General features: G+C 39.4%; 26 protein-coding genes. 15 read left to right on the top strand and 11 right to left on the bottom strand.

The genetic code is table 11. The features are described from left to right. Positions 1 to 60 precede the first annotated feature (60 nt). The gene (locus KO529_RS16920; protein ID WP_215949044.1) at positions 61 to 801 is read left to right on the top strand and encodes a peroxiredoxin; all 741 of its coding nucleotides are present in this window, start codon (positions 61 to 63) and stop codon (positions 799 to 801) included. Between the two features lie 182 nt (positions 802 to 983). Here KO529_RS16920 and KO529_RS16915 read toward each other — a convergent pair whose 3' ends face one another. From KO529_RS16915 to KO529_RS16895, 5 genes are all read right to left on the bottom strand, one after another. Beyond that, positions 984 to 1,568, bottom strand: coding sequence for a DUF4494 domain-containing protein (locus tag KO529_RS16915; protein ID WP_215949043.1), 585 nt, complete (start codon positions 1,566 to 1,568; stop codon positions 984 to 986). A gap of 270 nt (positions 1,569 to 1,838) precedes the next feature. Beyond that, a complete protein-coding gene (locus KO529_RS16910; RefSeq protein ID WP_215949042.1) occupies positions 1,839 to 3,023 on the bottom strand; it encodes a hypothetical protein in 1,185 nt (394 codons plus the stop codon). Between the two features lie 281 nt (positions 3,024 to 3,304). After that, on the bottom strand, positions 3,305 to 3,946 hold the full coding sequence (can, locus tag KO529_RS16905) for a carbonate dehydratase (RefSeq protein WP_215949041.1): 642 nt from the start codon (positions 3,944 to 3,946) through the stop codon (positions 3,305 to 3,307). 18 nt (positions 3,947 to 3,964) lie between these two features. Further along, on the bottom strand, positions 3,965 to 5,524 hold the full coding sequence (locus KO529_RS16900; protein WP_215949040.1) for a SulP family inorganic anion transporter: 1,560 nt from the start codon (positions 5,522 to 5,524) through the stop codon (positions 3,965 to 3,967). Positions 5,525 to 5,661: 137 nt separating this feature from the next. After that, positions 5,662 to 5,925, bottom strand: coding sequence for a hypothetical protein (locus tag KO529_RS16895; RefSeq protein ID WP_215949039.1), 264 nt, complete (start codon positions 5,923 to 5,925; stop codon positions 5,662 to 5,664). A gap of 609 nt (positions 5,926 to 6,534) precedes the next feature. Between KO529_RS16895 and KO529_RS16890 the strand changes: the two genes are divergently transcribed. The 8 genes from KO529_RS16890 (at position 6,535) to KO529_RS16855 (ending at position 12,775) form a co-directional block, all read left to right on the top strand. Continuing rightward, complete coding sequence (locus KO529_RS16890; RefSeq protein ID WP_111623055.1) at positions 6,535 to 6,840, top strand: ArsR/SmtB family transcription factor; 306 nt, start codon at positions 6,535 to 6,537, stop codon at positions 6,838 to 6,840. A gap of 50 nt (positions 6,841 to 6,890) precedes the next feature. Then, complete coding sequence (locus tag KO529_RS16885) at positions 6,891 to 7,127, top strand: thioredoxin family protein (RefSeq protein ID WP_215949038.1); 237 nt, start codon at positions 6,891 to 6,893, stop codon at positions 7,125 to 7,127. 5 nt (positions 7,128 to 7,132) lie between these two features. Beyond that, positions 7,133 to 7,549: an OsmC family protein gene (locus tag KO529_RS16880; RefSeq protein WP_252734443.1), complete on the top strand. Its 417-nt coding sequence runs from the start codon at positions 7,133 to 7,135 to the stop codon at positions 7,547 to 7,549. Continuing rightward, complete coding sequence (locus KO529_RS16875; protein ID WP_215949037.1) at positions 7,542 to 8,516, top strand: permease; 975 nt, start codon at positions 7,542 to 7,544, stop codon at positions 8,514 to 8,516. Before KO529_RS16880 ends, KO529_RS16875 begins: the two co-directional genes overlap by 8 nt. Positions 8,517 to 8,532: 16 nt before the next feature. After that, on the top strand, positions 8,533 to 9,840 hold the full coding sequence (locus tag KO529_RS16870) for an FmdE family protein (RefSeq protein ID WP_215949036.1): 1,308 nt from the start codon (positions 8,533 to 8,535) through the stop codon (positions 9,838 to 9,840). Positions 9,841 to 10,189: 349 nt separating this feature from the next. Next, positions 10,190 to 10,705 (top strand): DsrE family protein, encoded by a 516-nt coding sequence (locus KO529_RS16865; protein ID WP_215949035.1) that lies wholly within the window; start codon positions 10,190 to 10,192, stop codon positions 10,703 to 10,705. A 190-nt stretch (positions 10,706 to 10,895) separates the two neighbouring features. Beyond that, entirely contained in the window at positions 10,896 to 11,615 is a 720-nt protein-coding gene (locus tag KO529_RS16860; protein WP_215949034.1) for a class I SAM-dependent methyltransferase, read from the top strand. A 155-nt stretch (positions 11,616 to 11,770) separates the two neighbouring features. Beyond that, entirely contained in the window at positions 11,771 to 12,775 is a 1,005-nt protein-coding gene (locus KO529_RS16855; protein WP_215949033.1) for a 3-keto-disaccharide hydrolase, read from the top strand. Between the two features lie 49 nt (positions 12,776 to 12,824). On the opposite strand, the gene KO529_RS16850 is transcribed toward KO529_RS16855, so the two are convergent. After that, on the bottom strand, positions 12,825 to 13,961 hold the full coding sequence (locus KO529_RS16850; RefSeq protein WP_215949032.1) for a hypothetical protein: 1,137 nt from the start codon (positions 13,959 to 13,961) through the stop codon (positions 12,825 to 12,827). A gap of 187 nt (positions 13,962 to 14,148) precedes the next feature. Between KO529_RS16850 and KO529_RS16845 the strand changes: the two genes are divergently transcribed. Together KO529_RS16845 and KO529_RS16840 are read left to right on the top strand one after the other, a co-directional pair. Then, on the top strand, positions 14,149 to 14,643 hold the full coding sequence (locus KO529_RS16845) for a MarR family winged helix-turn-helix transcriptional regulator (RefSeq protein WP_215949031.1): 495 nt from the start codon (positions 14,149 to 14,151) through the stop codon (positions 14,641 to 14,643). Next, positions 14,624 to 14,869 carry a YgjV family protein gene (locus KO529_RS16840; RefSeq protein WP_072861693.1) on the top strand — a complete coding sequence of 82 codons (246 nt, stop codon included), beginning with the start codon at positions 14,624 to 14,626 and terminating at the stop codon, positions 14,867 to 14,869. Before KO529_RS16845 ends, KO529_RS16840 begins: the two co-directional genes overlap by 20 nt. 55 nt (positions 14,870 to 14,924) lie before the next feature. Here the strand turns inward: KO529_RS16840 and kbl are convergent, their stop codons facing one another. Together kbl and KO529_RS16830 are read right to left on the bottom strand one after the other, a co-directional pair. Then, a complete protein-coding gene (kbl, locus tag KO529_RS16835) occupies positions 14,925 to 16,112 on the bottom strand; it encodes a glycine C-acetyltransferase (protein WP_215949030.1) in 1,188 nt (395 codons plus the stop codon). Positions 16,113 to 16,185: 73 nt separating this feature from the next. Then, a complete protein-coding gene (locus tag KO529_RS16830; protein ID WP_215949029.1) occupies positions 16,186 to 17,133 on the bottom strand; it encodes an NAD-dependent epimerase/dehydratase family protein in 948 nt (315 codons plus the stop codon). 181 nt (positions 17,134 to 17,314) lie between these two features. Between KO529_RS16830 and KO529_RS16825 the strand changes: the two genes are divergently transcribed. After that, positions 17,315 to 17,776: an Lrp/AsnC family transcriptional regulator gene (locus tag KO529_RS16825; RefSeq protein ID WP_215949028.1), complete on the top strand. Its 462-nt coding sequence runs from the start codon at positions 17,315 to 17,317 to the stop codon at positions 17,774 to 17,776. Positions 17,777 to 17,860: 84 nt separating this feature from the next. Beyond that, positions 17,861 to 18,865, top strand: coding sequence for a 2-hydroxyacid dehydrogenase (locus tag KO529_RS16820; protein WP_215949027.1), 1,005 nt, complete (start codon positions 17,861 to 17,863; stop codon positions 18,863 to 18,865). Positions 18,866 to 18,938: 73 nt separating this feature from the next. On the opposite strand, the gene KO529_RS16815 is transcribed toward KO529_RS16820, so the two are convergent. Genes KO529_RS16815 through KO529_RS16805 form a run of 3 tightly spaced genes read right to left on the bottom strand, consistent with a single transcriptional unit; the run spans position 18,939 to position 23,097 of the window. Beyond that, on the bottom strand, positions 18,939 to 19,232 hold the full coding sequence (locus KO529_RS16815; RefSeq protein ID WP_215949026.1) for a Dabb family protein: 294 nt from the start codon (positions 19,230 to 19,232) through the stop codon (positions 18,939 to 18,941). Between the two features lie 40 nt (positions 19,233 to 19,272). Further along, positions 19,273 to 20,883 (bottom strand): hypothetical protein, encoded by a 1,611-nt coding sequence (locus KO529_RS16810; RefSeq protein WP_215949025.1) that lies wholly within the window; start codon positions 20,881 to 20,883, stop codon positions 19,273 to 19,275. 30 nt (positions 20,884 to 20,913) lie between these two features. After that, positions 20,914 to 23,097, bottom strand: a complete 2,184-nt coding sequence (locus KO529_RS16805) for an alpha/beta hydrolase family protein (protein WP_215949024.1) — start codon at positions 23,095 to 23,097, stop codon at positions 20,914 to 20,916. A 211-nt stretch (positions 23,098 to 23,308) separates the two neighbouring features. Between KO529_RS16805 and KO529_RS16800 the strand changes: the two genes are divergently transcribed. Further along, the gene (locus KO529_RS16800) at positions 23,309 to 24,235 is read left to right on the top strand and encodes a hypothetical protein (RefSeq protein WP_215949023.1); all 927 of its coding nucleotides are present in this window, start codon (positions 23,309 to 23,311) and stop codon (positions 24,233 to 24,235) included. A gap of 4 nt (positions 24,236 to 24,239) precedes the next feature. Then, positions 24,240 to 26,291, top strand: a complete 2,052-nt coding sequence (locus KO529_RS16795) for an alginate lyase family protein (protein ID WP_215949022.1) — start codon at positions 24,240 to 24,242, stop codon at positions 26,289 to 26,291. Positions 26,292 to 26,366 lie beyond the last annotated feature (75 nt).

Below are 26,366 nucleotides of genomic sequence, written 5' to 3'. Positions count from 1 at the left end.
CACTGTGCAAAACTTATAATTCAAATACCTTAGTTCCATAAATATTCTAAATATAGAACAATGGAACAAGATCAAGTAAACGAACACATCAGCATGCCACGAATTGGGGATGCTGCACCAGAATTTAAAGCTGTTACAACACAAGGTAATATAAATTTCCCTAGTGATTACAAAGGCGACTGGGTAATCCTATTTAGTCATCCGGCCGACTTTACTCCTGTTTGTACCTCGGAGTTTATGACCTTTGCTACAATGGAAGATAAGTTTGCAGAAGCCAATTGTAAGCTTGTTGGTCTTTCAATAGATGGTTTGTACAGCCATATTGCATGGTTACGTACCATAAAGGAAAAAATAGAATACAAAGGGATGAAAAATGTTGAAGTAAATTTTCCTTTAATTGAAGACATTACCATGGAAGTTGCCAAAAAATATGGAATGATCCAACCCAATGAAGATTCAACAAAAGCGGTTAGAGCTGTTTTCTTTATTGATCCAAAGGGGATAATAAGAACTATTATTTATTATCCTTTAAGTTTGGGTAGAAACTTTGATGAACTATACAGAGTAATCATTGCGTTGCAGGCCGCTGACGAATTTGGAGTTGCCACTCCTGCCGATTGGCGTCCGGGAGATGATGTAATAGTGGGACCCGCCGGTTCTTGTGGTACAGCCAAAGACAGAATGGAAGACAGTGAAATAGATTGTAAGGATTGGTTCTTCTGTACCAAAAAGTTGGATAAGGATACCGTACTGGATAGAGTGTTGAACAAAAAGAAAAAACGCGAAGCCCTAACAACCTAAAAACAAAGGCCAATATTGGTCCTCTTTAAGGAACCGGGTAATAAACTAGAAACCCCGCCATTGTAGCGGGGTTTGTTATTTTATAAAATTTCAATATGCCCGTGGTTTCTTAAATACGGGTCCCAGAAACAAAAAGAGGGCTAGATAGCCCTCTTTATAATATTAACCCTAAGAAATTTGATCTACTCCTCTTCCCCTTCCAATGCTCCAACTGCCAAGGCTTCTTCGTTTTCAAAAGTATCCAAAGCTTCCAAGTCCTCATTAAGTGCGTTGGACTCCGAAGTTGAAGCCTTTAGGGCATTAAACTTTTCCAATTGGTCCATATCCCCTTCTTCGCCTGAAAAATATGGAAATACATCCATGATCGGAGATTCCGATATTACAGGAATGGTGTAATCGCCCATGGTACCTTTCATGGCCTGTATGGTATTGTCATAGGCTTCCTTTACATCATTGGCCTGTACCAATAAATAAGTATTGGTTTTTCTTTCCTTACCACTATTCTCGTCAAAGGCAATTAAAGCCACCTTTGATTTAAACCAGCGATCGGAATTCTCAAAAGGATGCACCTCCGAAAAATTAGCAACTTTTATATTGGTAATCAAGAATTCTTCACTAGTATAAGCGGCCATCTCTTCGTTTATTCTGCTCTCCGCTTCGGTATACGATATCGCATCCAACAAATAAGTTTCCGTTGTTACTTTCTGTTCTCCAGTTTCATGGATTTTTCTGTATTTTACCTTGCACTCGTACCAAGTCTGACTCATATCTATGTTTTTTTAAGGATGCCAAAAATAGTCCTTAAAGAAAAATTTGCCCCCCTATTCCTTAAATAGATATTCACAATTTCTGAATTTGGGATATATAACAACACCGATCGTAGGTAGGCTCTTTTGCTAGGAAAGTTTCCGCTACGACATAATTATCCGAAGACCAACATTTTACGATAGAAGGTTTTAACACGTAGGTCTAAACTGAAGATTTAAGAGTTCGGTTGTTATATTTCAATTCACAATGGTTTTCCGACAATATTCCAGCTATAAGCTATCAAGGTCAAACGAATATATATTGCCTAAATCATCGGAAAAAAATATAAGTTTGGCCTCCTTGGGAAAAAAACTGGCCTTACTGGACGTAACATCACCATTTTTCCCTTTTATTTTGGTTTTTAATTGGATGAGTTCCCGAAACTCCCAGCCATCTTTCTTTTTTACTATTTCATTGACTGAAATAATATATAAATTATTCTCTCTATTTTTTACGGCGTGTGCTTCATATATTTTTCCGGATTCAACATGATTAATAATAGGACGGGAAGGACTTCTTTGAGCAGTGAGGTTCTCGTACGGAATGTTGGTCCATCTTCCCTCCTTGTCCCTTATCCGTAATACAAACTGAGGTTGATTAATTTGATCCACGCTGTTCTTGGTAACCAAGGCCATTTCCCCATTTTTAAATACAGTAGCATTCAAGTGATCGTCTGCATTATTATCGCCCTGTTGAACAATTATGGGCTCCGACCAGTTATTGGGCTCTTCCCCATCAATGTGGATTCGCTCAATGATAGATTGACTGTTTTGGTTGGACCAGATAACGGATACTTGATTTTTTAGACTGACTATTAAGGAAATATCGTCTTTATTAATGTCTTGTGCCAGTGTAAAGGGTTCCGACCAATCCCTGCCATTCTTGGAATGCCAAACCATAATTCTTTGGTTCACATCCGCAACCACCCAAAATTGGTTTTTGGAATCTCGGGTAATGGTAGCAGTTTCAAGGGATTCACAGTCCTGTGGAATAGGAAGGGATTCCTTCCACTGATGTTCGTATTGTTTGCTTTTGCGGGAATACCTTATTTGAACTACATCCAAAACACATTCCCCAACCAAGACTATATGCGCGTCATCACCTGTACTATATACGTCTGCCCTACTGGGTAAATTATGCCAGGCCTTATTTACTTCAAATTGACTCGCCCAGGAAGAAGTCTCCTTTTTCAATAATTTGGGACCATCCCCATCCCCTACTATTACCCACTGCCCATATTGGTTTGTCCATGATTTTGACTGGGGTTTATCCGCGGTAGCATCCCCGTAATTCACATGAAAAATAGGCTCCAAATAAAGCTCCGGGGTATTGGTTTCTTGGGCAAACACCCCATATCCGCAGATCATTATACAGAAAAATGGAGAAAAAGAAAGTAAAATGCTTTTTAATTTCATACTGCTGGTAACTATACTGCCAAGTTAATCTAATATGTTTATAGGTAGGATGAAAGGAAGGTTAGCTATATATTAATAATTTGAAACTACTCATCACCTATAAAAGTATCTACCAATGTGGCAGAAGGTTAATTATGTTGCCTCCTATCTTGATCAACTTTTGACTCAATTTTTATATCATCAATAATAGGTAAAATTTACCCTTAGTGCAACTAAACTATATGGACTATAAAAACATTGATATTTTTCCAATATTTTAAAATACACCAAGGGTTTCTAATTTAAATGATTTCCAGCTTATAAAACTCCTCTAATTGGGTATTACAGCTGAAGTTGACTTCCAAATCCTTGACAATTCCCGTTCCAACACCATAAACCCATCCATGCAGGTAAAGATCCTGCTTTCTTTCCCATGCATTTTGAACAATTGAAGTTTTCGCCAGATTGTATACCTGTTCCATAGCGTTGTATTCAACAAACCGTTCAAAGAGTTCCTCTTCCCCCTTTATTACTCCCAATGCAACTTGGTGGTGTCTGTAAACATCCCTGATATGACGAATCCAATTATCTGCAAGACCATATGACTTACTGCCCATAGCGGCCTTTACACCCCCACAACCGTAATGTCCACAAACAATTATGTGTTTTATCTTAAGTACGTTGACCGCATAGTCCAGGACGCTGAGCATATTCATGTCGGAATGTACCACCATATTGGCAATGTTTCTATGCACAAAAACCTCTCCTGGTTTGGCCCCGATAATCTCATTGGCAGGTACCCGACTGTCCGAACATCCAATCCATAACAAAGGGGGTTGCTGTCCCTTTTCCAGTTTTTTGAAAAATTCCGGGTCACTATCCAACTTGGATTGCACCCACTTACTATTATTCTCGATCAAGCTTTTATAAAATTCTGTTTTCATGTTGTTTTCGTTTTGCTATTAATGGCCTAATTGAAATACCTGATGTCCGAAATATTTCCTGAAACTTTCAGGATTATCCAAGGTTTCCTTTTCTGCAATCATTTTAATATTGATGTTATTGTTCTTCGCCTTGATTGAAAATTCATCCAAGTACTCCAAGATATCGTAGTCTAGAATTTTGGTCTTTCTAAAATCCAGTTCCAGGTAGGAATCCTTTTCCAAAGCATCCAACTCCTTCATGATAGGCCCTTTATTTATAAAGGTTACCTCCTCGGCAAAGTTGATATGAAATAAATTTTGTTTCCCTTGGTATTCCTTTAGGAGCACGTGATGTGAATTGTAGTAAGACTTTAAAAGCACAACGATCAACCCAATGGTCAACCCTATTAGTATACCCTTCAACAAGTCGGTGGCCACAATGCCTATTACCGTTACAATAAAGGGAATGAATTGGGCCCTACCCAATCTATACATCTGTACAAACGACTTGGGGTTGGCCAGTTTATAACCTATTACCAAAAGAACACTGGCCAAAACAGCCTGGGGAATGAGATTGAGCAAGGTAGGTATGGCAATGACACTTAGCAAGATCAGGAATCCATGTAAAATAGCGGAGAGTTTGGACATTGCCCCACTCATCACGTTCGCCGTACTACGAACAACCACTTGTGTTATTGGTATACCACCGATCAATCCTGAAATACTGTTTCCAATTCCCTGGGCAATCAATTCCCTGTTCGTAGGTGTCTGTCTCTTATAGGGATCCAATTTGTCCGTGGCCTCCACACTCAATAAAGTCTCAAGACTTGCTACAATGGCGATGGTAAAGGCAATTACATAAACCGATCCATTGGCCAGGGAGGAAAAGTCAGGTAGTGTAAACTGTCCCATAAAAGACGAAAAATCCTTAGGAACGGGTACACTTACCAACTGACTTTCATGCAGGGTCAAGAAACCTGATGTCCCAACAGTAACATAGAGGATTATTCCAACTATTACCGCAATAAGCGGGGCAGGAATTAACTTGAACATTTTATTTTTTTTAGCCAAGACTTCATCCCAAACCAATAGTATGCCCAATGATACCAAAGTAATCAATATGGCTCCAGGGGTAAATTGATCATGAAGTCCACTTAAATTGATTCTATCGGTGTTGACATCGCCACTAAATCCTAAAGCCAATGGAATCTGTTGTATAAAAATCATGATTCCTATTGCGCTAAGCATTCCCTTTATAACTGCCGAAGGGAAATAATAGCCAATTACACCAGCACGAAAAATACCTAGTAGAATTTGGATGATCCCTGCCAAAATTACGGCAGTAAGAAAAAGTTCATAGCTGCCCAATTCGGTTATGGCGTTTAAGACAATTACCACCAGCCCTGCGGCCGGTCCGCTGACCCCTATGGCGGAACCTGATAGGTAACCTACCAGTACCCCGCCAATCAGACCGGCAATAAGACCTGCAAACGGGGGTGCCCCACTGGCCAGGGCCACACCCAAACATAAAGGCAATGCTACAAAGAAAACTACTAGACTTGATGGCAAGTCTTTTTTCCAGTGTTTAAATAAATTCATGGAAATATAAGATTAGAAAATAAAGGTATATAGACCCGTCCTGTATAGTTAACATGCGGATGGTCCTATATGATTAATAATTAACGATAGGCTGTTACCATAACTTTTATGTTTTATGGTAAGCGTAAAATAGATTATTAACCTATATGCTCCGGTGGAGGGGTTGGCTGGGAAATTCCAATAATTTGGATTTCCATATTAGAACTCGTTCGTATCTCAAACCTATTGCTTCTAAAGAGAAACTTGGTCAGAAGCATTTGTTTATTGGGAAGACTAAAATCAATTACTTCCTCATCCAGATCGGATTCGGATCCATCCTGATTATCCTGCTGTTCCAACTCAAAGACCATAATGGTATCAGCGGAATATTTTGATACAATCCCATGAACCAGTCCCAACATAAAAACGAGGGACAAAAAGCTTGAAAAAACACGTTTTGAATGGATTATCAATTTTATTGAAAAAATTTAATTTTATTAAAAAATTCACAGTAAATGTATAATTATGTAAAATATAATACATCAAAATACTGTTAAATGGAATGTTAATTAAATTATTCATAAAATTAAGTTTACATTTTGAGCATACTTGAATTATTTAAATATATAAAGTCTGAATTCTATAATTTTTAACTCGCAAAAGAGCAATCCAATAATAAACTATCGGAATTAATTAAAAGACTCTATATAGCAATCCATATATTAGGGAAACCAAGCTAAGGAAGTGACGAATGTGCTTAGCAATGAAAATCCAAACTCTAAAATCTTAATTAAAAGTAAAGGGACCTTTTTCCAATAGACAAATAATATTGGATTAATGTGATAAAAGTCACATTTCCATTTAAAGTCCAATCGTATATTTGCGATAAGCAATAGATTATACGGGATAGGCCTTAAGCTACTACTAACAGAATTAATAAGTTTAAGAAAGCAGACACCAAAATATTGTCATTATCAATAACTATTTATTTACTAATTGCTAGGTAACAACAAAACATTGGAGTTAGAGAAATGAAACGAAGTTTAGAACATATAGAATACAAGGAAGACACGGAAGCTTTGGCAAAATTTGCAAAAGCCTTAGGGCATCCAACGCGTATTGCCATTTTAAAGCATCTTGAAAACCAATCCTGTTGTTTCACAGGCGATTTGGTCGATGTATTTCCTTTGGCGCAATCTACCGTTTCCCAACATCTAAAGGAATTGAAAAATGCCGGTCTTATTCAAGGAGAATTAAAGCCGCCCAAAATAAAGTACTGTATCGATCAGGAAAATTGGAACATTGCAAAATCGTTGTTTCAGAAATTTTTCGATTGATATTTTTCAACAATCGCATCGTCTATTGGCGATAAACTAAAATTAGTATTATGAGCAAAGTAATTAAAATATTGGGGACAGGTTGTCCCAAATGCCAGTCCATGACCGGAGTAGTCCAAAAGGTGATCTCCGAAAACAACATTGATGCTACTATTGAGAAAGTTGAGGACATCATGGAAATAATGAAGTACAATGTAATGACAACACCAGCATTGGTCATAGATGATGTTATTACCATTAAAGGCCGGGTACCATCAAAAGATGAGGTACTGGCACTATTAAACTAATTATAATGAGTTTTATGAATTATCAAATCAAGGCATCATCTATATCAAATCAGGATGCCGTTGTTCATATTAAGGAATCCAATATAGATTTTGGAACAACTCCAAATACTGCTGAAATCTTGCCCAATCCCGCCGAATTATTATTGGGGTCATTTGCTGCCTGTATATTGAAAAATGTGGAACGTTTTTCCGGTATGATGAATTTTAGTTTTACGAAAGCCACTCTTGAGGTCAATGCTACACGACTTGAAAATCCACCTAGGATAGACAATATCGTTTACAGTTTGACCATCTATAGCAACGATAAAAGATTGAATACAGATTTACTTAAAAAGAACCTTGAAAAGTTTGGCACTATCTACAATACCTTAAAACTTTCTTGCACAATTTTAGGAACTATAGACATTATTGAACATGTTTGATTGGTTACAACATTTTGCCGATTGGCTTATATATACTCTTTTTAAGGTTGGGGCAGAAACCCATTTGGGAACTGCCCTGAATTTCTTTGTGTATGATACCCTCAAAATTCTTATTCTCCTATTTTTTGTTGTTTTTATTATGGGAATAGTGAATGCTTATTTTCCTATAGAACGACTAAAAGACTATTTGAATAAAAAGAAACTTTACGGTTTGGAATACTTTTTTTCTTCCGTATTTGGTGCAATAACTCCTTTTTGCTCCTGCTCTTCGGTACCACTGTTTATTGGATTTGTACAAGGAGGAATTCCCTTAGCTGTCACCTTCTCTTTTTTGATCACCTCTCCTTTAGTGAATGAAGTTGCCGTGGCCATGTTTCTTGGTATGTTTGGCGTAAAAGCTACCCTGATTTATGCTATTTCAGGTATTGTTTTAGGTACTATTGGTGGTTGGCTACTTGGCAAATTTAACTTGGAACCTTTACTTTCGGATTGGGTAAAAAAGATACTTGAAAATAAAATGCAACATGGCGAATACGAAGGGGCAAAACAAACTTTCTACCAACGACTGCCTGAAATTTCACGTGGTGCCTGGGATATTGTAAAAGGTGTGCTTCTTTATGTGGTTATCGGGATTGCAATCGGTGCCGCAATGCACGGCTATGTTCCGGAAAACTTTTTTAATACCTATTTGGGAGGTGGCCAATGGTGGACTGTTCCCCTTGCTGTACTTGTTGCAGTACCCATGTATGCCAATGCCGCCGGAATTGTTCCTATCATTCAGGTCTTTGTAGCCAAAGGGGTACCGCTAGGCACTGCCATCGCCTTTATGATGGCAACGGTAGGCTTATCCATTCCAGAAGCTACTTTGCTTAAAAAAGTAATGTCCCTAAAGTTAATTGCCATCTTTTTTGGGATTGTGACAGTCTGCATCATCATTTCAGGATATCTTTTTAATCTTATTTTATAACCAATTGTAAAGACCCATGAAAAAACTAGTTTTAATCTTGGTATCAATTGCCTTTTCACTTCAAAGCTCAATAGCGCAAAACACTCCAAAAGTTCATACAAAAGGAGCAATGAAAGATATGGGGACCACCTATCCCCTTGAGATCTGGCTGGATACCCTACCCGATAAATCCAATTTGTTCGCAATGGGTCCCTACGATAAAATGAAGGGCGAGATAACTGTTTTTGATGGTAAGCCCTTCTTTGCCACAGCATTTGTTAAGGACAAGGGCGTGGTTAGTCAAAGTTGGGATATTCGTTCTCCTTTTTTCGTCTATAGCAATGTAAAGGACTGGGAAGAATTTCATTTAGATGGTCCCATAAATAGTACTCAGGAAATACAGGAAAAAGTGGCTGCATTGGCAATAAGTAAAGGTTATGATTTAAAAGAACCATTTGCTTTTCGTATTGCAGGGAAATTTAACCAAATCACCGCTCATATCGTTACGCCCAGAAGCCCGGAAATTGAAGGCTATAGACCCGATGTAAAATCCCAAAAGTTTTTTTTGGAAAACAATAATGGTGAATTATTGGGTTTCTATTCGGAACAGCATCAGGGAATATTCACAGGGTCAAACAGTTTTGTACATATACACTTTTTGAAGAACGACCAGACTTTTATGGGACATTTGGATAAAATTACCACGGGCACCCATTCCTATAAACTCTACCTTCCCAAAAAACACGCCTTGGTTAAAACTGTTATGCAGGTCAATGACACCGATTTTTCAAAAGGACGTTTAGGGAATATTCAAAATATAGATTTGGATGACCTGGTAAAATTTCATGGCCATCTTTGTGATGGACTGGTGGTAGGGCATCTTGCTTTGCAACGGGCAATGAATGATTTATATCCAAATGGTACCGTAGACCGAACCAATACCCGAATCGTCAGTAAAGCTTCTCCCTGCCTTACCGATGCTGCAATATATATAACAGGAGGTAGATATCAATTCAATACATTCTACATATCCAATAATATGGATGCTTTGTTTACGGTTCAACGTATGGATACCCAAAAAGCCGTAGCCGTACAAATGAAAAAAGGCCTGAAACCGATGGAGATTGACCAACTCGGAGCCCTGGCGGTAAAAGAGGAATTGTCTGCCTGCGATTTGGATATCTTAAAGGGAATGGAAGATAATTTTACCCAATTACTACTTTCCACCGATCCGAAAGATAATTTCACCCTATCGGAAATTACCGATTTTATATGGAGCCCTGTCTTAAAGAACGATTACATAAAAACAGATATTCTAAATAAAAACAAAACTAAATGTCAGTAACAAACCCCGAAAAAAGTCCTGCCCTTATTTAAGGAACCTACCCATAGGTGTGGGTATTGGGCCTTAAATTCCAATAAAAAGGAGGGGTGCCTTCAATTATCGCATGTCAATGTACCTGCGACTTATAATATTAGGATCCAACGAATAATAAGGTCTAGTCACACATGCCTATTCGTAAATATACAATTGGGAAGGTCTGAAATAAAAACAAAATATTTATTTTTGGAAAAGTACCAACCCGAATAGTAGTCCCAACCCTTTGTCCTAATATTCCAAAGTGGAACCTACTATTCAATTATCCGAATAAAAGATGCAGAATAGATCTCCTCTCCTATTATTTTTATCCCTGATGTTTATACAAACAAGCTTGACTTTTGGGCAAAAGAACGAACCCACAACTGGACCCGTTTTCAACGATGTTGGTGCTGTATTCTCCATTGCTGATTTGGATTTCCTGCCCGATACATCGAAGGACTTAAAGGCAATTTTTGACATCGACAGAAAGCAAACAGACCCAAGTACTAGCAATCCTATCATCTCTAGTCTGCACCGCTATTACAATATGCATGTGCGATACGGAGTCCCCAAGGACAAGATTCACTTAGCTCTTGTATTACACGGAAGCTCCACCAAAGATGCACTGTCCCCGACTGTTTACAAAGAAAAATTCAATACGGACAACCCTAATAGGAATTTAATAAAAACACTTTCCGAAATTGGCGTAGATGTTTATTTATGCGGTCAATCAATGTCTTCTATGGGCTATAGCAAAGAGGATCTACTACCTGAAGTAAAGGTTGCACTATCCGCTATGACGGTCTTAACCGCATATCAAATTAATAATTATGCCCTGATTAAATTTTAGACCATCGCATAGCGCTACTTAAACTGTCTTGGAATATTTGTTAGGAAAACCGTCAAAGGAAATTAAAAAAATTGCAAAACGCCTTTCCACAATTTCAGGGATAGGAATGCATTAATTTCATTACTTTTAATAGGGTAATTAATCTTCCCCACCATTATCCCTTACAAAGGAACTAGAAATTTAAAACCCTATGAAAAAAGTTGCCAAGACCTTATTGCTTTTCTTGTTTTTATTACCGTGGCAACCGGGAATTGCTCAAGACAAGTCTCCCAACGCCAATTATACCTATAAAAAAGGTGATCCCAATGGTATTGGAAAATGGTATATGGGTAGGGAAATTGCCTATGTAATGGGGTATCAGGGAATGCAGTGGTTAGACCGTCCAGAGCGTGAAGAAGAGGAAAACACCACTACCCTACTGCTAAATATGGGTATTGAACCAGAGGATAATATAGCTGATATTGGTGCAGGTTCCGGTTACCATGTTTTTAAGATGGCAAAATTGGCCGGTCGTGGGCTCATCTATGCAGTGGATATTCAGGATGAAATGCTGGAAGAGATCAATAAGCGCACAGAGCGGGACCAAATTAAAAATGTAAGGGTGATTAAAGGCGGAGAAAAAAATATAAACATAGCTGAAAATTCTTTGGACAAGGTACTTATGGTAGATGTGTACCACGAATTTAATTATCCGGCAGAGATGTTGACCTCAATTAAAAAAGCCCTAAAGGCCGATGGGAAACTGTTTTTAATTGAATACCGGGGTGAAGATGGGTCGGTGCCCATAAAAAAGATACACAAAATGACGGAAGCACAGGCCATCAAGGAAATGAAAGCTGCCGGGTTGAAACTTCACAGAAACATAGACAACCTACCATGGCAACACTGTATGGTTTTTATTAAAAACTGAGTATTTACCTGAGGGTATTGCTTTTGGAGTTTTGCCATTGCGGAATTTGATTGAATTTCCCGGGTTGAAATGAATATCCATTTTAAATAATTGATTACCTTCCATAGATAACAGCAATCCATTTAATTAATTAAACCATACTAAAACACATTAAAATGAGACGGACAATTACTTCTATGATATTAATATTTATAGCCCTTAACGGCTTCGCAAATAGTACGGCACAACAGATATTTGCCAATCCTTTTATGGGTATGTGGGGGCTTGACGTTGAAGGCGGGGGTGCCGGCTGGCTAAACGTACACGAAGATCAAGGGTTTTTGGATGCCGAACTACTGTGGATAGGCGGTAGTGTAGTTCCTGTGTCCAACGTTTATTTATTGGACGAAAATACATTGATTGTTACCCGAACCAATCAGGTCAAAAGAAGTTCCGATCGCAGCCATACCATAACCTATACTTTGGAAGTTAAAAAAGTTGGGGATGCCTTGGAGGGTACCATGAGCAGCCCTAATAGGGATGGAAGCGGGGTTTCCATTAAAAATTTTACCGGAAAACGTATGCCGCCCATGCCTAGCACACCGGATCTGTCCAAGTTGAAATATGAAAAACCGATTAAATTGTTCAATGGGAAGGATTTAAGCGGTTGGAAATTGATGGATCCAGAAAAAGCCAATGGCTTTAAGGTAGTAGACGGCACGCTGATGAACAATCCCGTTCAACCAGAAGATGGCGAACATATTTCCTATGGAAACATTCGCACCCTACAGGAATTTAAGGATTTCAACCTAAAGCTGGAAGTTAATGTACCTGAAGGAAACAATAGTGGGGTCTACCTACGCGGACTTTATGAAATTCAGGTAGTGGATTCCTATGGTAAGGAGTTGGATTCCCATAATATGGGAGCCTTATATAGTCGTATTACCCCCAGTGAGGCAGCCGAAAAACCTGCCGGGGAATGGCAGACCTTTGATATTACACTGGTAGACCGACATGTGACGGTAATCTTTAACGGTAAAAAAATAATCGACAATCAACCCGTTTGGGGGCCTACTGGTGGAGCCATGTCTTCCGATGTTTTAAGTCCGGGGCCTATCTATTTGCAAGGGGACCATGGCAATGTAGCCTATCGCAATATTGTCCTTACCCCTATCAAATAATTCCTTTACAACAAAATTAAATGGCCTCCTTTTCAGGGAGGCCATTTTTTTATTTTTCCATTTTCAAGACGGCAAATTTTCCTTTGTTCCATCCATGTACCAGAAGGTACAATTGTTTGGTTCCGTTTTCCGTAACAATATGCGGCCAAACCTGATGAATATTTGTAAGGACAGGAATATCCAAATCCCCTGGAATTACAGTAGAAAGCAACTTCTCACCGCTATGCACATAGATAGGTGCCGATTTTTGTTCGCCAATCGCCTGCAAGGCATTTAAGAAGTAGTGCTCCGCTTTATAGGAGACATTACATACCAAACTACCTTCTGGAATATCATTAAAAGTTTCAACAAACTTACCCTTCTTAGTAAATTTCACTACCTGTCCTGCAGCCCTATTGGCTACTAGAATATGTTTTTCGTGAGCATAAATACCGTGCGCTGTCTGGAACTGGCCGGGATTATCACCTTTTCCTCCCCAGGCTAGTTTTCCCCAGCTCCAAACCCCATTCTTTTCTTTAATTGTCATCACGAAATCCCCAGCGGAATAACCGTGGGCCACATATAGGGTACCATTAAGGTAAGTAACATCCGTAACCCCAAAATTACTATCCTTTGACCCGAAGAACTTATTGGCTTCGGCAAACTTGAATTCACTTCCGGTAGGCTTCAAAATTTCACTAATTATTGTTCCGTCCAAGGTCAATACCAGAACTCTTTTTCCCTCCTGGGCCACCGCAAGGTATTTTTTGCCTTTGTGAACAAAGAAAACAATACCATGAATATTATCCTTTAAACGTTGATCATTACCAATGGTTGACCATTTTTTTAAATCGGGGCTTATGGCACATAGTCCGTAGCCGGGAATTCCGGTATAAACAATACCGGTTTGCGGATCCTCATTAAATCCACCGTGCATTCCGGGTTCAAATTCATGAGCCTCTTTTGGAAATGCCGCCGTTAATTCTTGGTCCCAAGAAAAAATAAACTCACCTTGACCCGTTAGCAATTTTGCCTGCATTGGAATTTCATCAGAAGCCATAGGGCCATGTGGGTGATGATGGGCCATGTCATTATTTTCATGGGCATGGTGGGTATGATCGTGTTGGGTATTTTGCGCCATTATGGTGGATGATAATCCCAAAGAGGAAATAATCGACAATACGGCTAAAGCAGTTTTTTTTTGCATGGTTGGTTCTTTATAATTTTTTTGAAAGTTAAACATTCTAATTCTAATATTCAACCATATAAATTATCCACTATTTTCTGTCGGACAGATCAAATGGGTAATTATTTTATTCAAAAAAATTCAAACTATGTAACCAGTTACAGAAAATTATTTACATTTGCGTAACCAGTTACTTAATTAGAATATCATGAACGACTTTTTAACGGAAATGGAATATGTTGGACTAACCAGTAGGCTTAAGAGATTAAGTGATTCCCTACTCTATAGTACCAAGGAACTATACAAATCTGAAGGACTGGATATAGAACCCAACTGGAACTTGATCTTTATTCTCCTGCAAGAAAATGAAGCCATGACAATTACAGAAATATCAGAAACATTACAATTCTCACATCCTGCCGTGGTAAAAATCATTAATAAAATGAAAAAAAACGGACATGTAGAAACTAGGACCGATACTGAAGACAAAAGAAAGCAGATCTTAACGCTAACAGAAAAAGCTTATAAACAATTACCACTTTTTGAAAAATATTGGACCGCAGGAAGGCAGACCGTTATGGACCTACTGGAAGACAGTCCCAATTTTTTGGAGGAATTCCTAAAGATTGAAGAAAAAGTGAACCAAAGCGATTATATGGAAAGAACCTTGAAAAATTTAAAAAATGACGAACTTAGTAATTGAGAGCATTGGCTATATCGCCATCCTTACCGGTTTCTTTGCCATTACCAAAAAGGATATGGGCAAATTCCGTCTTTGGCATTTAATTTCCAGTTTTTTCTACATTATTTATGGTGCTATGCTCAATTCCGTGCCCCTTGTTATTGCCGGAATAGTTTTCTGCATCATACATGTTTATCATTTAATTAAAATGTACGATTCCAACAAGGGGCCAAAACTTAAAACCTAATGGCATTGGCCCACAACACTTTCATAGGTATCCAATGTCATTTCCAAATCAGGACTTAAATTACTTTTAGCGCCTTCCCTACTTTGGTAAAGGCCTCTACTGCCTTTTCCAAATGGTGCTGTTCATGGGCTGCGGACAACTGCACCCTAATTCTGGCTTTCCCTTTTGGAACTACAGGATAGAAAAAACCGATTACATAAATTCCCTCCTCCAACAATTTGGCCGCGAACTCCTGGGCCAATGGTGCCTCATAAAGCATTACTGGAACAATAGGGTGATCTCCAGGTACTATATCGAAACCGGCTGCGGTCATGGAAGATCGAAAATATTTAGTATTGGCCTCCAACTTATCGCGAAGTGCGGTTGAAGAAGCCAATAAATCTAAAACTTTAATTGAAGCCCCTACTATTGAGGGCGCAACAGTGTTGGAAAATAGGTAAGGTCTAGAACGCTGTCTCAGCATATCCACAATTTCTTTTCTCGCCGCTGTAAAGCCTCCTGAAGCACCCCCAAGAGCTTTACCATAAGTTCCGGTAATGATATCTATCCTTCCCATTACATTTCTATATTCATGGGAACCACGCCCGGTGGCTCCTAAAAAACCGGTAGAGTGACATTCGTCTATCATGACCATGGCCTCATATTTATCCGCCAAATCGCAGATTTTATCCAATTGTGCAATGGTTCCGTCCATTGAAAAAGAACCATCGGTGACGATCAAAATTCTTCGGGAACCTTTGGCTGCCTTCAACTGTTCTTCAAGGTCGGACATGGAATTATGCTCATATCTAAATCGCTTGGCCTTGCACAATCGTATACCATCTATTATTGAGGCATGGTTAAGTGCATCTGAAATAATGGCGTCTTCCGGCCCTAGAATGGGTTCAAATAGTCCACCGTTGGCATCAAATGCGGCGGCGTACAATATACAATCCTCCATTCCCAAAAATTCGGCGGTCTTGCGTTCCAATTCCTTATGGATATCCTGGGTACCGCATATAAAACGTACTGAAGATAAGCCAAAACCATGGGTATCAATAGCTTCTTTCCCCGCTTTTATAACGTCTGGATGTGCTGAAAGACCCAAATAATTGTTGGCACAAAAATTAAGGACCTCCTTGGTATTGGTGGTTTTGATCTCCGCGCCCTGGGGAGTCGTAATTATTCTTTCTTCCTTATAAAGTCCCTCGGCCTTAATGGCCTCAAGCTCTTCCCGTAATTCGTTTTTTACTGTTGAATACATGTCTTTTATTTCTTTTTTTTGCCCAACCTAGGTCGAGGCATAGTATTTTGTTTAAATAGCCCTAACGGATCTATTAATGCGGTACGTATTGCTCCTTTAGTTTTTCAATCATGGTGCGAACAATCCTTTCCAGATCGTATTCCGGTTTCCATCCCCAATCCAATGTAGCCTCAACGTCACTTATAGATTTTGGCCAACGGGCAGCAATGTCCTGCCTAAAATCCGGTTCATATTTTACCTTAAACTCCGGATAGTATTTACATATTTCCCTTACAATATCTTCTGGGGAAAAGCTACTTCCGGCAAGATTATAGGCAGTTCTTATTTTAATGTCTTTCTTAGGTGCCTCCATTAATTCCAAAGTTGCCCTAATAGCGTCATCCATGAAGATCATGGGCAGGGTAGTATCTTCATTGAGGAAACAAACAAATTCTTCTTCCAAGACGGCCTTGTGGAAAATTTCCACCGCGTAATCCGTAGTACCACCACCAGGCAAGGATTGGTAACCTATAACCCCAGGGTAGCGAAGAGACCTTACATCCAAACCATATCTTAAAAAATAGTACTGTGCCCATTGTTCTCCTGCCGCCTTGCTCATTCCATATACTGTTGCAGGATTTAGAAATGCGTTGTTGGGAGTATTCACCCAAGGGGCATCCTCTCCAAAAACGGCAATGGAACTCGGAAAGAACACCTTGTCCAATACGTGGATTCTGGCTACTTCCAATACATTAAAAAGCATCCTCATATTAAGATCCCAAGTCCCCAACGGATTTTCTTCTCCCTTTGCAGACAAAATTGCCGCCAAATGATAAATTTGGGTAATCCCATATTTGGTAACCACCTCGCTCAAATGTATTCTATTAGTGGCATCCAAGACTTCAAAGATTCCTTTAAAATTATAGGTTTTCTTTATATCGGTAGCTACCACATTGTCCAAACCATGATGGTGCTGTAATTCTTTTACAAGTACAGTTCCCAATTGTCCATTGGCGCCGATTACTAGAACTTTTGCTTTCATAATGTACCGTTTTAGTCTAATTAACAAAAGTGTTAATTACTGTCGAAATTACTAAATACGATCTATACAAGTAAATATCTGAAATAATTAAGTAATTATCCCTTAATTATGTCCATTTAAAAGTTTTATTTACTTTTATAGATACAAAAATAATTATTTTAAAGTAATTTTTATCCCCACTATGGAGCAATTAGATCAAACCGATATTACCATTCTAAGGATTTTACAAAAAGATTCCAAAAAAACGGCAAAGGAAATCGCCGCAATACTCAATCTAACCCCCTCCCCTGTTTACGAAAGGGTCCGTAGACTGGAAAAACAAGGGGTTATTAAAAAATACGTAGCCATTCTGGACAAAAAGCAAATAGACCGCTCCATAACGGTTATATGCCAAGTATCCATGCGGTATCATAACGAAGCCTTTATTGAGAAATTTGAGGCACAGGTACAGAGTTTGGATGAGGTTCAGGAATGTTACCATTTGGCCGGTCAGGTAGATTTCATCTTAAAAATCCACACCAAAAGTCTAGAGGAATATCATGACTTTGTAAAGACCAAGCTCTCCAAGATCGAAAATATCGGTGTTCTCAACAGTACATTTGTATTGAAGGAAATAAAACAATCCTCGGAATACTACATTTAATACCTAGTAGCATTTCTACTATATTTGTTTTAACCAATAATTTACCAATTTAAGGAAACCAACCATTACCGATTATACCATAATATGAAAATAGTAAGAACCGATATGGAGCTCGAAACTCCATTTGTAGACGAAACCCTTAGGAAAAATGGACATGATCTGGTTTTGCTCCCTGATGGGGTATCAGAAGAAATCCTAATGAAAGAATTGGAGGATTGCGACATCCTTTTAATGTGCTACACCCCTATTACCAAGAATGTCATAGAGTCGGCAAAAAGGCTTAAAGCTATAGTAAAATATGGGGTAGGAATAGATGCTATAGATATTCCGGCGGCCAACGCACGGGGCATAGTAGTGGTCAATATTCCGGAATACGCAGAGGAGACCGTCGCAGAAGGGGCATTTGCCATGCTTATTGCACTGGCCAAAAAGCTGCCAACGCTACAAAAGCAAATGAACAGCAAAGCTTGGGTATGGCCAAGTAGCGAGTGGCTGGGACAGGATATTGCCGGAAAAACACTCGGTATCATTGGTTGTGGTAAAATAGGAAGTAGCATGGCAAGGATGGCGGGCCTGGGGTTTAGGGCAAGAGTTATTGGTTACGACCCCAGCAAGACGAAAGAGGAATTGGCAAAAAGGGGGATTCAGAAATATGATGACCTCTCCGAAATGCTTAAGGAGTGCGATTTTATTTCCCTTCATTCCGTTTTGAACAAAAATACCAAACACCTCATAGGGGCCAAGGAGTTTTCGGTAATGAAAGAAACCGCTATCATTATCAATTCTGCCCGAGGTGCCTTGATAGATGAATTGGCACTCTTGAATGCCTTGGAGAAAAAACAAATTGCCGGTGCCGGCCTTGATGTCTACAGCCAGGAGCCATTGAACAAAACGGACCATCCGTTAAAAAAGCTTTACGAAATGGACAATGTGATCCTACTGCCCCACTTAACTTTTTACACCCATGAAGCAATGCATAGACTTGAAGTGGAGACCATGGAGAGAATTACAGAGGTCATGGAAAATAGGCCGGTCACTATTAAATCCAAAGACCCACGACTTCAAAATCAGCCCCAGATAAAGCTATAAAATAATTGATCCACACCCTTCATTGTCTCTCAGCTTTTGCCATAAGTGTAGTTGTATTCTGTAGAGTGTATTATTAGATGATAGGCTCATAATCCAATTCCAAAAACTTTTCTACGTACTTGGCCCAATAGGTTGCAACAAACCTATTGTGGTCCGGATCTGTATTATAAGCTTCGTAAGCCACCATATTGTCAAATTCCATTGACAAACAATAATCAAAATCGTTCTTCTTCCCTGTTTGTCGCAAGGATTGAAAATTATGGACTCCAGGTATCAAGGCCAATTTTGCCGCTGCGGAAAGAAACTCTTTTTCTTCAGGCGAGCCTTTGGGGTATTTTAACTTTAGCACTACCGTGTGTTGTATCATAAACTGGAATTTAGATTTATATGTAGGTGAATTTAAGCCGCTAATACACTACCATTCTTTTGTTATCCTCCAATTCAATATCAATGCCATCTATTAACTGGTTGCCTTGATATTTAGTAGGTTCGGACTTGTCATAATCCACCAATGTATATTCCCGATCTATATCTGCCGTAAACCACTCAGGAAATTGGTTGATTCTGGCCCAATCCATAGGCAATTTCATATTCTCCCTATGTCTAGGTTTATCAAAATATAGCTTTCCTTTCCAGGGGAGTTCAGATTTGATAGAGATCAATAAGGAATCCCCTTTTTGCTCCGCTCCCATAAACAGGTCATCTCTCCAAGGCCTTACATACAAGCCCTTGCTTTTCCATAAATTATACATAATGGAAGTCCGCGCAAAGTTGCCATCGCCATGCCAGCCTTCTATAATTCCATTTTCCTGCTGCATGGCCCACATTACTTTTATTTCACTGTCCATCCATTTGGCAACGGAGGGATGCGGAATTCGGTTGTACAAATTTAGGGCTCCTTCAATGGCATCCGCATACCCATCAGCACTGCCGTTTTCCCAATCATAGTTGGTATATTTGTTTAAATTGGAATAAATTTTCAATATGGCTTCCCTATATTTCGGATTCTTATCCAATAAATAAACGGCATAAAATCCGTTTAGGGTATATCCCCAATTATCGGCAGGACGTTCCTGTACAATTTCTCCTGTTTGGGGATTTATGGCGTCATAAAATAATCCATCGGCATTTCTACCAACTTCCAGAATCCTGTCCATCATCTCATGCAATGGCTTTTTGTAGGCTTCCCTTTTGTTAGGTTTGGCAAAGCTTGTAGACACATACAATTCACATAAGCCAGATATCAACTCACACCCATGGTCTCGCAGCCTAAGGTAATCCAAGTCCTTTGTGGGATGGTGGTCGCCCAGTAGATAATAGTCCCCAATGGCTACGGCCCAGTCCAAGAACCTTTCATCGCCGGTCATCCAGTATATTCGGGAAAGGGTCTGTAGCAATTCGCCATTCACTTCTTCCCGTGTTGCATTGGAACCATCCCTGGATATCCCATCTGCAACATTTACTTCATTCTTCATGTCGTACAGCATCTCCATCATTCTTTCCGACCATGGACTTTTTCCTAACCATTCTGTAAGGGGCAGCAAGCCATCCTTAATATATTCCGAAGTCCCAAAAATGATTTCTGCCATATCCAATTTTTCATTTTGAAAATCCTTTTTAGAAAAAGAATAGGTATCAGGTAGACTGTTAACCCTGGAAGTGAGTTTTTTTTCAGCATGTAACATATCCAACATTGTCCCATCAAATAAAGCCTGATCTGTAAAAAAAGAAGTGAGCACCATAAACGGATAATTATCGGCGGCAGCATCTTTCGCATTCCATATGTCCGTATCGGTTTGAAGGTTTCTCGGAATTAGGCCCGATTCGGGATCAGCCTCCTGCAACCAACCATGAACAAAGTCTTCGCTCCTAATAAAACCCTCATTGGCCAAAATGGCATTTTCATGAGCTTTGGCAAATAGAGCGCTATCCTCTGCGGACATCTGTATAACGGGATGAGCATCTTTGCAGGCTACTATACTTAAAATTCCCAGTGCAAGAAATAAATTTATTTTCATGATACTCTTGGTTATTTTATGGACAAACCGTTACAGCTTGGATATAAATTTATCTACGGCCTCTATTGCTCCCTCTTCAGAATCGATTTTTTCAACAGAAAAGTTATTGGCCTTGTTCATGGATTTATAATGTTCCTTCACAAAATCATAGGTCTGCGAGTACTCGGTATCCATTGCTCCGCCATCCGTCTCCACAACCAGCATCAATTTTCGTGGGGCAAAAGCTGCCGACAGATCCTGCAAGTCATAATTAGGCAAGGCGCCGGCAACGGTAAAAGGTATATGGGCAGGGTTGTAGACTTTGTTGGAAACTATGGTTTCAAATGAAAGCATTGGATCCAAAAACAACATCCTTGAAAATTCCACCCCCGAAACAGCAGCGTGCAATAGACTGGAATTAAAGCCCCCTTTAGATATTCCCATAAATTCTTTATCGTCCAATTTCATATTCGTTTTACACACTTCCAGCAGCGTTTCTATGGCCTCCACATGCAAGGCAATCGTACTTTTTCCGTTCAATATCCCTGCAAACCATTGATTGTAGGAGGTATTTTCAAAATAGGCATCACCTTTTAAATACCCGGGTCCCAATTCACCGTAGCCAGGCATATCTGGGACAATTACGGTAACACCTTTTTTGACCATTTGTACGGGAATGGCATAAGCCTCGTCCGACTCCTTATTCTCCATATTATCCAAATAAAGTGCCGAGCTACCCATGGGTTGTTTCGGCACCAAGGTTACAAACGGAATTATTTTGTCCCCTTCTTCAACTATCAGATATTTATTTAAAAAATAGGTTTCAAATTCTGTTTGTCCGGAAAATATCAATTTTGCTTTCTTGGCATTTTCTGTATAACCCGAAATTGCTTGTACCTTTTGTTTTAAATCGAATAAATGTTGGTCCATATTCTGCCTGCTCCCATTCAATACCTCCATATTTTTCTTGGTCAGATCGCTATTTACATCGAACAAAAATTTGCTCCCAACCGATGTTGAAAGTTGACCCGTTTCCGTAACATACAATTCTTCTACTGGAAAAATAACCACTTCCTCATCCTTGGAATCTCCCGGGTTATCCAAATGCCTTTGAAAAAAAGCATACATGGCTTCCCTATTTTTTAGGGTAGATTGATGCCCGGCATTGTCCTCCACCATCATCATATTTTCTTCTTTACCAAAAGCTTTGTACGCCAATTTCGTTTCCTGATAGGTATCCCGTGCTCCCTGAATACTAAACATATCCCGTGTTGTAGTTATCATCAAAGTTGGTTTGGGAGCCCTCACCTCCAAAAGATCTGCATGGTCCAAACCAAGTTGAATACCCCGGGGAAAATTCTGCTCTGCATCCTGTGGCCCTCCTGATTTTAATTGATATTCCATGCTGGTGATATAACATTCCGGGGCTGAAGCTTTAATACGCTCATCGAAGGCCGCAATGTGGGAAGACTGTGTTCCACCACCAGACCTGCCGGTAATACCAATACGGTTGGGATCCACTTCCTTACGGCTAAGTAAATAATCTACTGCCCTAATTCCATCCCAAATCATATATTTACCAGTGGATTCCCCGTTGACAAACAACTGTGCCCCGGGATAGGAATGCTCACGCGTTGGACTAAAGCGCGACTTGCCCTGGTTCTGATCAAAATACTGCAATCTCTCCCCTTGTCCGTAAGGGTCAAAAGCAAAGACGGCAAAACCCTTTTTTACGAGATTGAGAATAACATGTTGATAGATATCGCTTCTAAAAGCCAAATCGCTATGACCACTGCAATATATTATAGTTGGCAGGTTCCTCCTTTTGCCTTGTGGAATAAAAAAAGCAGCTGTTACCTTTACCCCCGGCATAGATTCGAAATATAATTTTTCTATGCTATACCCATCCTTTTTAATCCTTTTGGTAATTATAGGATTCAAAGGTGTTTTTGCTGGAAAATCCCCTATGGACTCCTGTAGCTTTTCTTTGACCAATTCTTGTCTCCCTTTCCAATCTATTTTCGTCCGTAGCTTTGAAATGGACTCTTTTCTTTGGGCAAGTGTTTCAAACGAAATTTCACTTTGTTGCTTATAAAGTTGATTTTCCGCGTCGGAATAATATTTCCAATAATCCAGCACCGAATAATCGGTTTGGGAAAAACTGGAGAAGGTGCAGCTTAGGAATACCAGAAATATTCTAATATTGGTAAATTGGCAATTGAAGTTTTTAGACATAAGTTTAATTTTATGGAGAAAACAAAAAAAATTGATTTCAATATATGTATTTAATCGTTTAAACAATAAAAATATACCATATTTACAATTCAAAAAGCGGAAGAATGTCACTCGAAGTGGCAAAAGTTATAAATCCAACTGTATTGCATTTTAATTTGGCCGTGATTTCTATAGGCCATTTGTGGTGAACTTTAATTAAAATATGATCTCCATGAGCCAACACCATATATTAAAAATACTTTTTCTAATAGCCAACATATGGTTAACCCCTAATTTGGGTTTTAGTCAATATGTAACAAATGCGCCCGAAGCCTTTAAAGCCTTGAATTCCGATCCGGAAGTAATCCTAATCAATAATAAAATAAAAGTCCCAAGTGAAAGTGGCCATTTCCAAGGGGTTCAATTTATAGAAAAGAAGGGGACGGAAAAACTTCTCGTCTCTGGGAGTTCACTTACCAAGGCCTACGTTTTACAAATAAACCTTAAAAAACGAAAAACGGATAAGTTAATTACACTAATGACAGATCCTTACAGGCATGCCGGGGGGATTCAAGTCAGTGAACCTTATATGATTGTTGGCATTGAGGACAATATCCTTAAAACCACTTCCAAGGTCTGCCTCTACAATTATAGGAACAATGCCCTTTCTAAGAGTCGGCCTAATATAATTATTGAACGCGAGGGCCAGTCTAAACAGAAAACAGCGGGAGCAACGGGATTATTGGCCTTGGATAATCATTATTTGGCAGTAGTAGCAAATTGGGACTCCCGAAACTGGGACTTTTACCAAATCGACACCGAAAAAGGGGAACATAAATTCCTGTATAGTTTTACTGCGCCAATTGATTGGGGAAGCTATCAATCCATCAACCTTATCAAGGATGACTCTGCCATTTATGCCATTGGTTTTCATAAAAAAGATGCTGCTGGACAGACCGATTTAATCCTTGTTAGCAAGCTGGGATCTTTTGAACCCATCATGGAGAAAATCGATTCCAAAACATTTAATTGTATGAATGGGGTCGATTTTAATGCGGCCGTGGGCTTGCAGGTAGACGGTGAGGGAAAATTAGTTATCTGGAGTACCCAAGGGGATCCCGACAGGTCTATTGCCGTAAACAAGTTTATTCAAAAATAAAAGCATGCTAAAAATTATCAAACCATTATCACTGACTGTCCTATTTTTTTGCATCACTTCCCAGCTTATTGCTCAACAAAATTGGAAAAGCATAACCTCTGTAGAAGACCTTATCACCTCCTATCCCGAGACCATAGAAAATATGTTGAATCAATTTAATTTAGATTATACGGGACTGGAAAAGGTAAAATTGGCCCACAGCGATGGTAATACCCTAGAGGCATGCAAAGAATTATTGGCCTATTATAAAAATGGAGCCATGGCCGCCGATCTACGCAAAGAAATTCCAACAAAAACGATGCGGGAAGTAGCCGCTGCCGATACCATTCTGACCAATGTTTTTGTGGTACAAAATGTACGTGGAAAAGTTCCCTATCTTGAAGATGGGCATCGCGACTGGTACTACAAAGGCCCCAATAATGACAATGAATGGGCTTGGCTTTCCAATAGGCATAGTCAGTTAAGCCAAATATTCAATACTTATTTGGAAACCGGAAACCCCAAATATGCCCAATATATGGACCTATTCTTAAGGGATTTTATAATTAAGAGCATGCCCTACCCTGCGGTTAAAAGCAGTACCTCTGTATGGCGGGGATTGGAGGTAGCTGCCCGAGCAAAAAAATGGACCAAAATGTTTTACGGACTAATAAACAGCGATTATATTTCCCCTGCCACACAACTACTAATGCTCAGTAGTTTGCCCGATCATGCCCATTACAATAGAAATTTTCACAGCAGCAATAATTGGCTGACCATGGAAATTTCCTCATTGGCAACGGTGGCAGCCTATTTTCCGGAATATAAAAATTCTGAAGAATGGCTGGACTATGCCATTGAAACTATGGTGGAAAGCATGAAAGATCAGGTATATCCAGATGGGGTACAAACCGAACTAAGTTCGCATTACCATAACGTATCCTTAATTAATTTTGAACTTTTCAAAGATATCTGTGACAAAGCCAACAAGACTTTGCCCGACTTCTACAATAACACCATAGAGGACATGTACGGCTATATTTCGCATATGGTGAGACCTAGTGGTTTTCGATTGATGAACAATGATGGCGACAGGGGTAGTGACCGTAACTTCATCTTAAAAGGAGCTAAAAAGTATAACCATCCAGATTGGGAATATATTGTTGCCAATGGCCAATCTGGAAACAAACCTGTTGACGGTCCCTCCTATTTCTATCCTTGGGCAGGACATTTTGTTTCCCGTAGTGGTTTCGACCAGGATGCCCAATGGTCGTTTTTTGACATGGGACCTTGGGGCAGTGGCCATCAACACAATGACAAACTTCACCTTTCCGTTTCCGCCTTTGGAAAGGATTTCTTGGTAGATTCGGGAAGATTTGCCTATACCGGTGAGGTAGCCGAAAAATTCCGTCCTTATGCCAAGGGCAGTGCGGGACACAACTTGATTTTAATTGACGGTAAAGGACAAACTAGCGGCCCCAAACTTGCCCAAGAACCCTTAGCTGACAGTCACTTTAAAATAACAGAAGGTTTTGATTATGCTTCAAATTCCTTTGATCAATTTATCGATATAGCCGGAAAGGCGAAACAAACCAGGGCAATGTTCTATGTTCGTAACGAATTCTGGGTGGTGGTAGACCGAGTTGAAACAGATAGACCACGCACCATTGAAGCCCTTTGGCACTGGCATCCTGATAATAAGGTAGAAAAAGAAAGGTCTATTGTGAAGACGATTAATAAAAGGGGAAACCTAGCAATTATCCCTGTAGGTAGGCAAAAAATTAATCCAAAATTTATTAAAGGTCAGGAAAATCCTCAAATTCAAGGCTGGTATAGTCCTGAATACAATATTTATGGACCCAATATAACAAGTTCATATACTACCGATATAACTTCCGATGCCACTTTTGTATGGTTACTTATGCCTTCAGAAAAAGCTATCCCAAAAATAAAGGCGAAAATTAAATCGGAAAATACGGAAGGGATTACACTTAGTGTATCTGCCAAGGATAAGAAATGGCTGCTCAGCATTCCTTTCTACAAAAGTGCCAATGCAGCAATGGAGAAATCACATTAATAAAGTTTGGCAAAATCCGGCTTGGTAAAAACACCTAGGAAAATCCTGAATTTTTAGTCCAAATACAGGGCAAAA

The sequence above is a fragment of the Arenibacter algicola genome (assembly GCF_018860365.1).
Classification (GTDB): domain Bacteria; phylum Bacteroidota; class Bacteroidia; order Flavobacteriales; family Flavobacteriaceae; genus Arenibacter; species Arenibacter algicola_B.
Note: the sequence above shows the minus strand (reverse complement) of the source record. Positions and strands in the feature narration are given on the sequence as shown.

Coding starts and splice junctions, on each gene's coding strand:
- KO529_RS16920 (WP_215949044.1), top strand. CDS start 61: ATGGAACAAGATCAAGTAAACGAACACATCAGCATGCCACGAATTGGG.
- KO529_RS16890 (WP_111623055.1), top strand. CDS start 6,535: ATGAAACGAAGTTTAGAACATATAGAATACAAGGAAGACACGGAAGCT.
- KO529_RS16810 (WP_215949025.1), bottom strand. CDS start 20,883: ATGAAAATAAATTTATTTCTTGCACTGGGAATTTTAAGTATAGTAGCC.
- KO529_RS16840 (WP_072861693.1), top strand. CDS start 14,624: ATGACGAACTTAGTAATTGAGAGCATTGGCTATATCGCCATCCTTACC.
- KO529_RS16915 (WP_215949043.1), bottom strand. CDS start 1,568: ATGAGTCAGACTTGGTACGAGTGCAAGGTAAAATACAGAAAAATCCAT.
- KO529_RS16900 (WP_215949040.1), bottom strand. CDS start 5,524: ATGAATTTATTTAAACACTGGAAAAAAGACTTGCCATCAAGTCTAGTA.
- KO529_RS16845 (WP_215949031.1), top strand. CDS start 14,149: ATGAACGACTTTTTAACGGAAATGGAATATGTTGGACTAACCAGTAGG.
- KO529_RS16820 (WP_215949027.1), top strand. CDS start 17,861: ATGAAAATAGTAAGAACCGATATGGAGCTCGAAACTCCATTTGTAGAC.
- KO529_RS16850 (WP_215949032.1), bottom strand. CDS start 13,961: ATGCAAAAAAAAACTGCTTTAGCCGTATTGTCGATTATTTCCTCTTTG.
- KO529_RS16885 (WP_215949038.1), top strand. CDS start 6,891: ATGAGCAAAGTAATTAAAATATTGGGGACAGGTTGTCCCAAATGCCAG.
- KO529_RS16865 (WP_215949035.1), top strand. CDS start 10,190: ATGTTTATACAAACAAGCTTGACTTTTGGGCAAAAGAACGAACCCACA.
- KO529_RS16880 (WP_252734443.1), top strand. CDS start 7,133: ATGAGTTTTATGAATTATCAAATCAAGGCATCATCTATATCAAATCAG.
- KO529_RS16805 (WP_215949024.1), bottom strand. CDS start 23,097: ATGTCTAAAAACTTCAATTGCCAATTTACCAATATTAGAATATTTCTG.
- KO529_RS16815 (WP_215949026.1), bottom strand. CDS start 19,232: ATGATACAACACACGGTAGTGCTAAAGTTAAAATACCCCAAAGGCTCG.
- KO529_RS16860 (WP_215949034.1), top strand. CDS start 10,896: ATGAAAAAAGTTGCCAAGACCTTATTGCTTTTCTTGTTTTTATTACCG.
- KO529_RS16825 (WP_215949028.1), top strand. CDS start 17,315: ATGGAGCAATTAGATCAAACCGATATTACCATTCTAAGGATTTTACAA.
- KO529_RS16875 (WP_215949037.1), top strand. CDS start 7,542: ATGTTTGATTGGTTACAACATTTTGCCGATTGGCTTATATATACTCTT.
- KO529_RS16870 (WP_215949036.1), top strand. CDS start 8,533: ATGAAAAAACTAGTTTTAATCTTGGTATCAATTGCCTTTTCACTTCAA.
- KO529_RS16910 (WP_215949042.1), bottom strand. CDS start 3,023: ATGAAATTAAAAAGCATTTTACTTTCTTTTTCTCCATTTTTCTGTATA.
- KO529_RS16795 (WP_215949022.1), top strand. CDS start 24,240: ATGCTAAAAATTATCAAACCATTATCACTGACTGTCCTATTTTTTTGC.
- KO529_RS16855 (WP_215949033.1), top strand. CDS start 11,771: ATGAGACGGACAATTACTTCTATGATATTAATATTTATAGCCCTTAAC.
- KO529_RS16800 (WP_215949023.1), top strand. CDS start 23,309: ATGAGCCAACACCATATATTAAAAATACTTTTTCTAATAGCCAACATA.
- can (WP_215949041.1), bottom strand. CDS start 3,946: ATGAAAACAGAATTTTATAAAAGCTTGATCGAGAATAATAGTAAGTGG.
- kbl (WP_215949030.1), bottom strand. CDS start 16,112: ATGTATTCAACAGTAAAAAACGAATTACGGGAAGAGCTTGAGGCCATT.
- KO529_RS16895 (WP_215949039.1), bottom strand. CDS start 5,925: ATGTTGGGACTGGTTCATGGGATTGTATCAAAATATTCCGCTGATACC.
- KO529_RS16830 (WP_215949029.1), bottom strand. CDS start 17,133: ATGAAAGCAAAAGTTCTAGTAATCGGCGCCAATGGACAATTGGGAACT.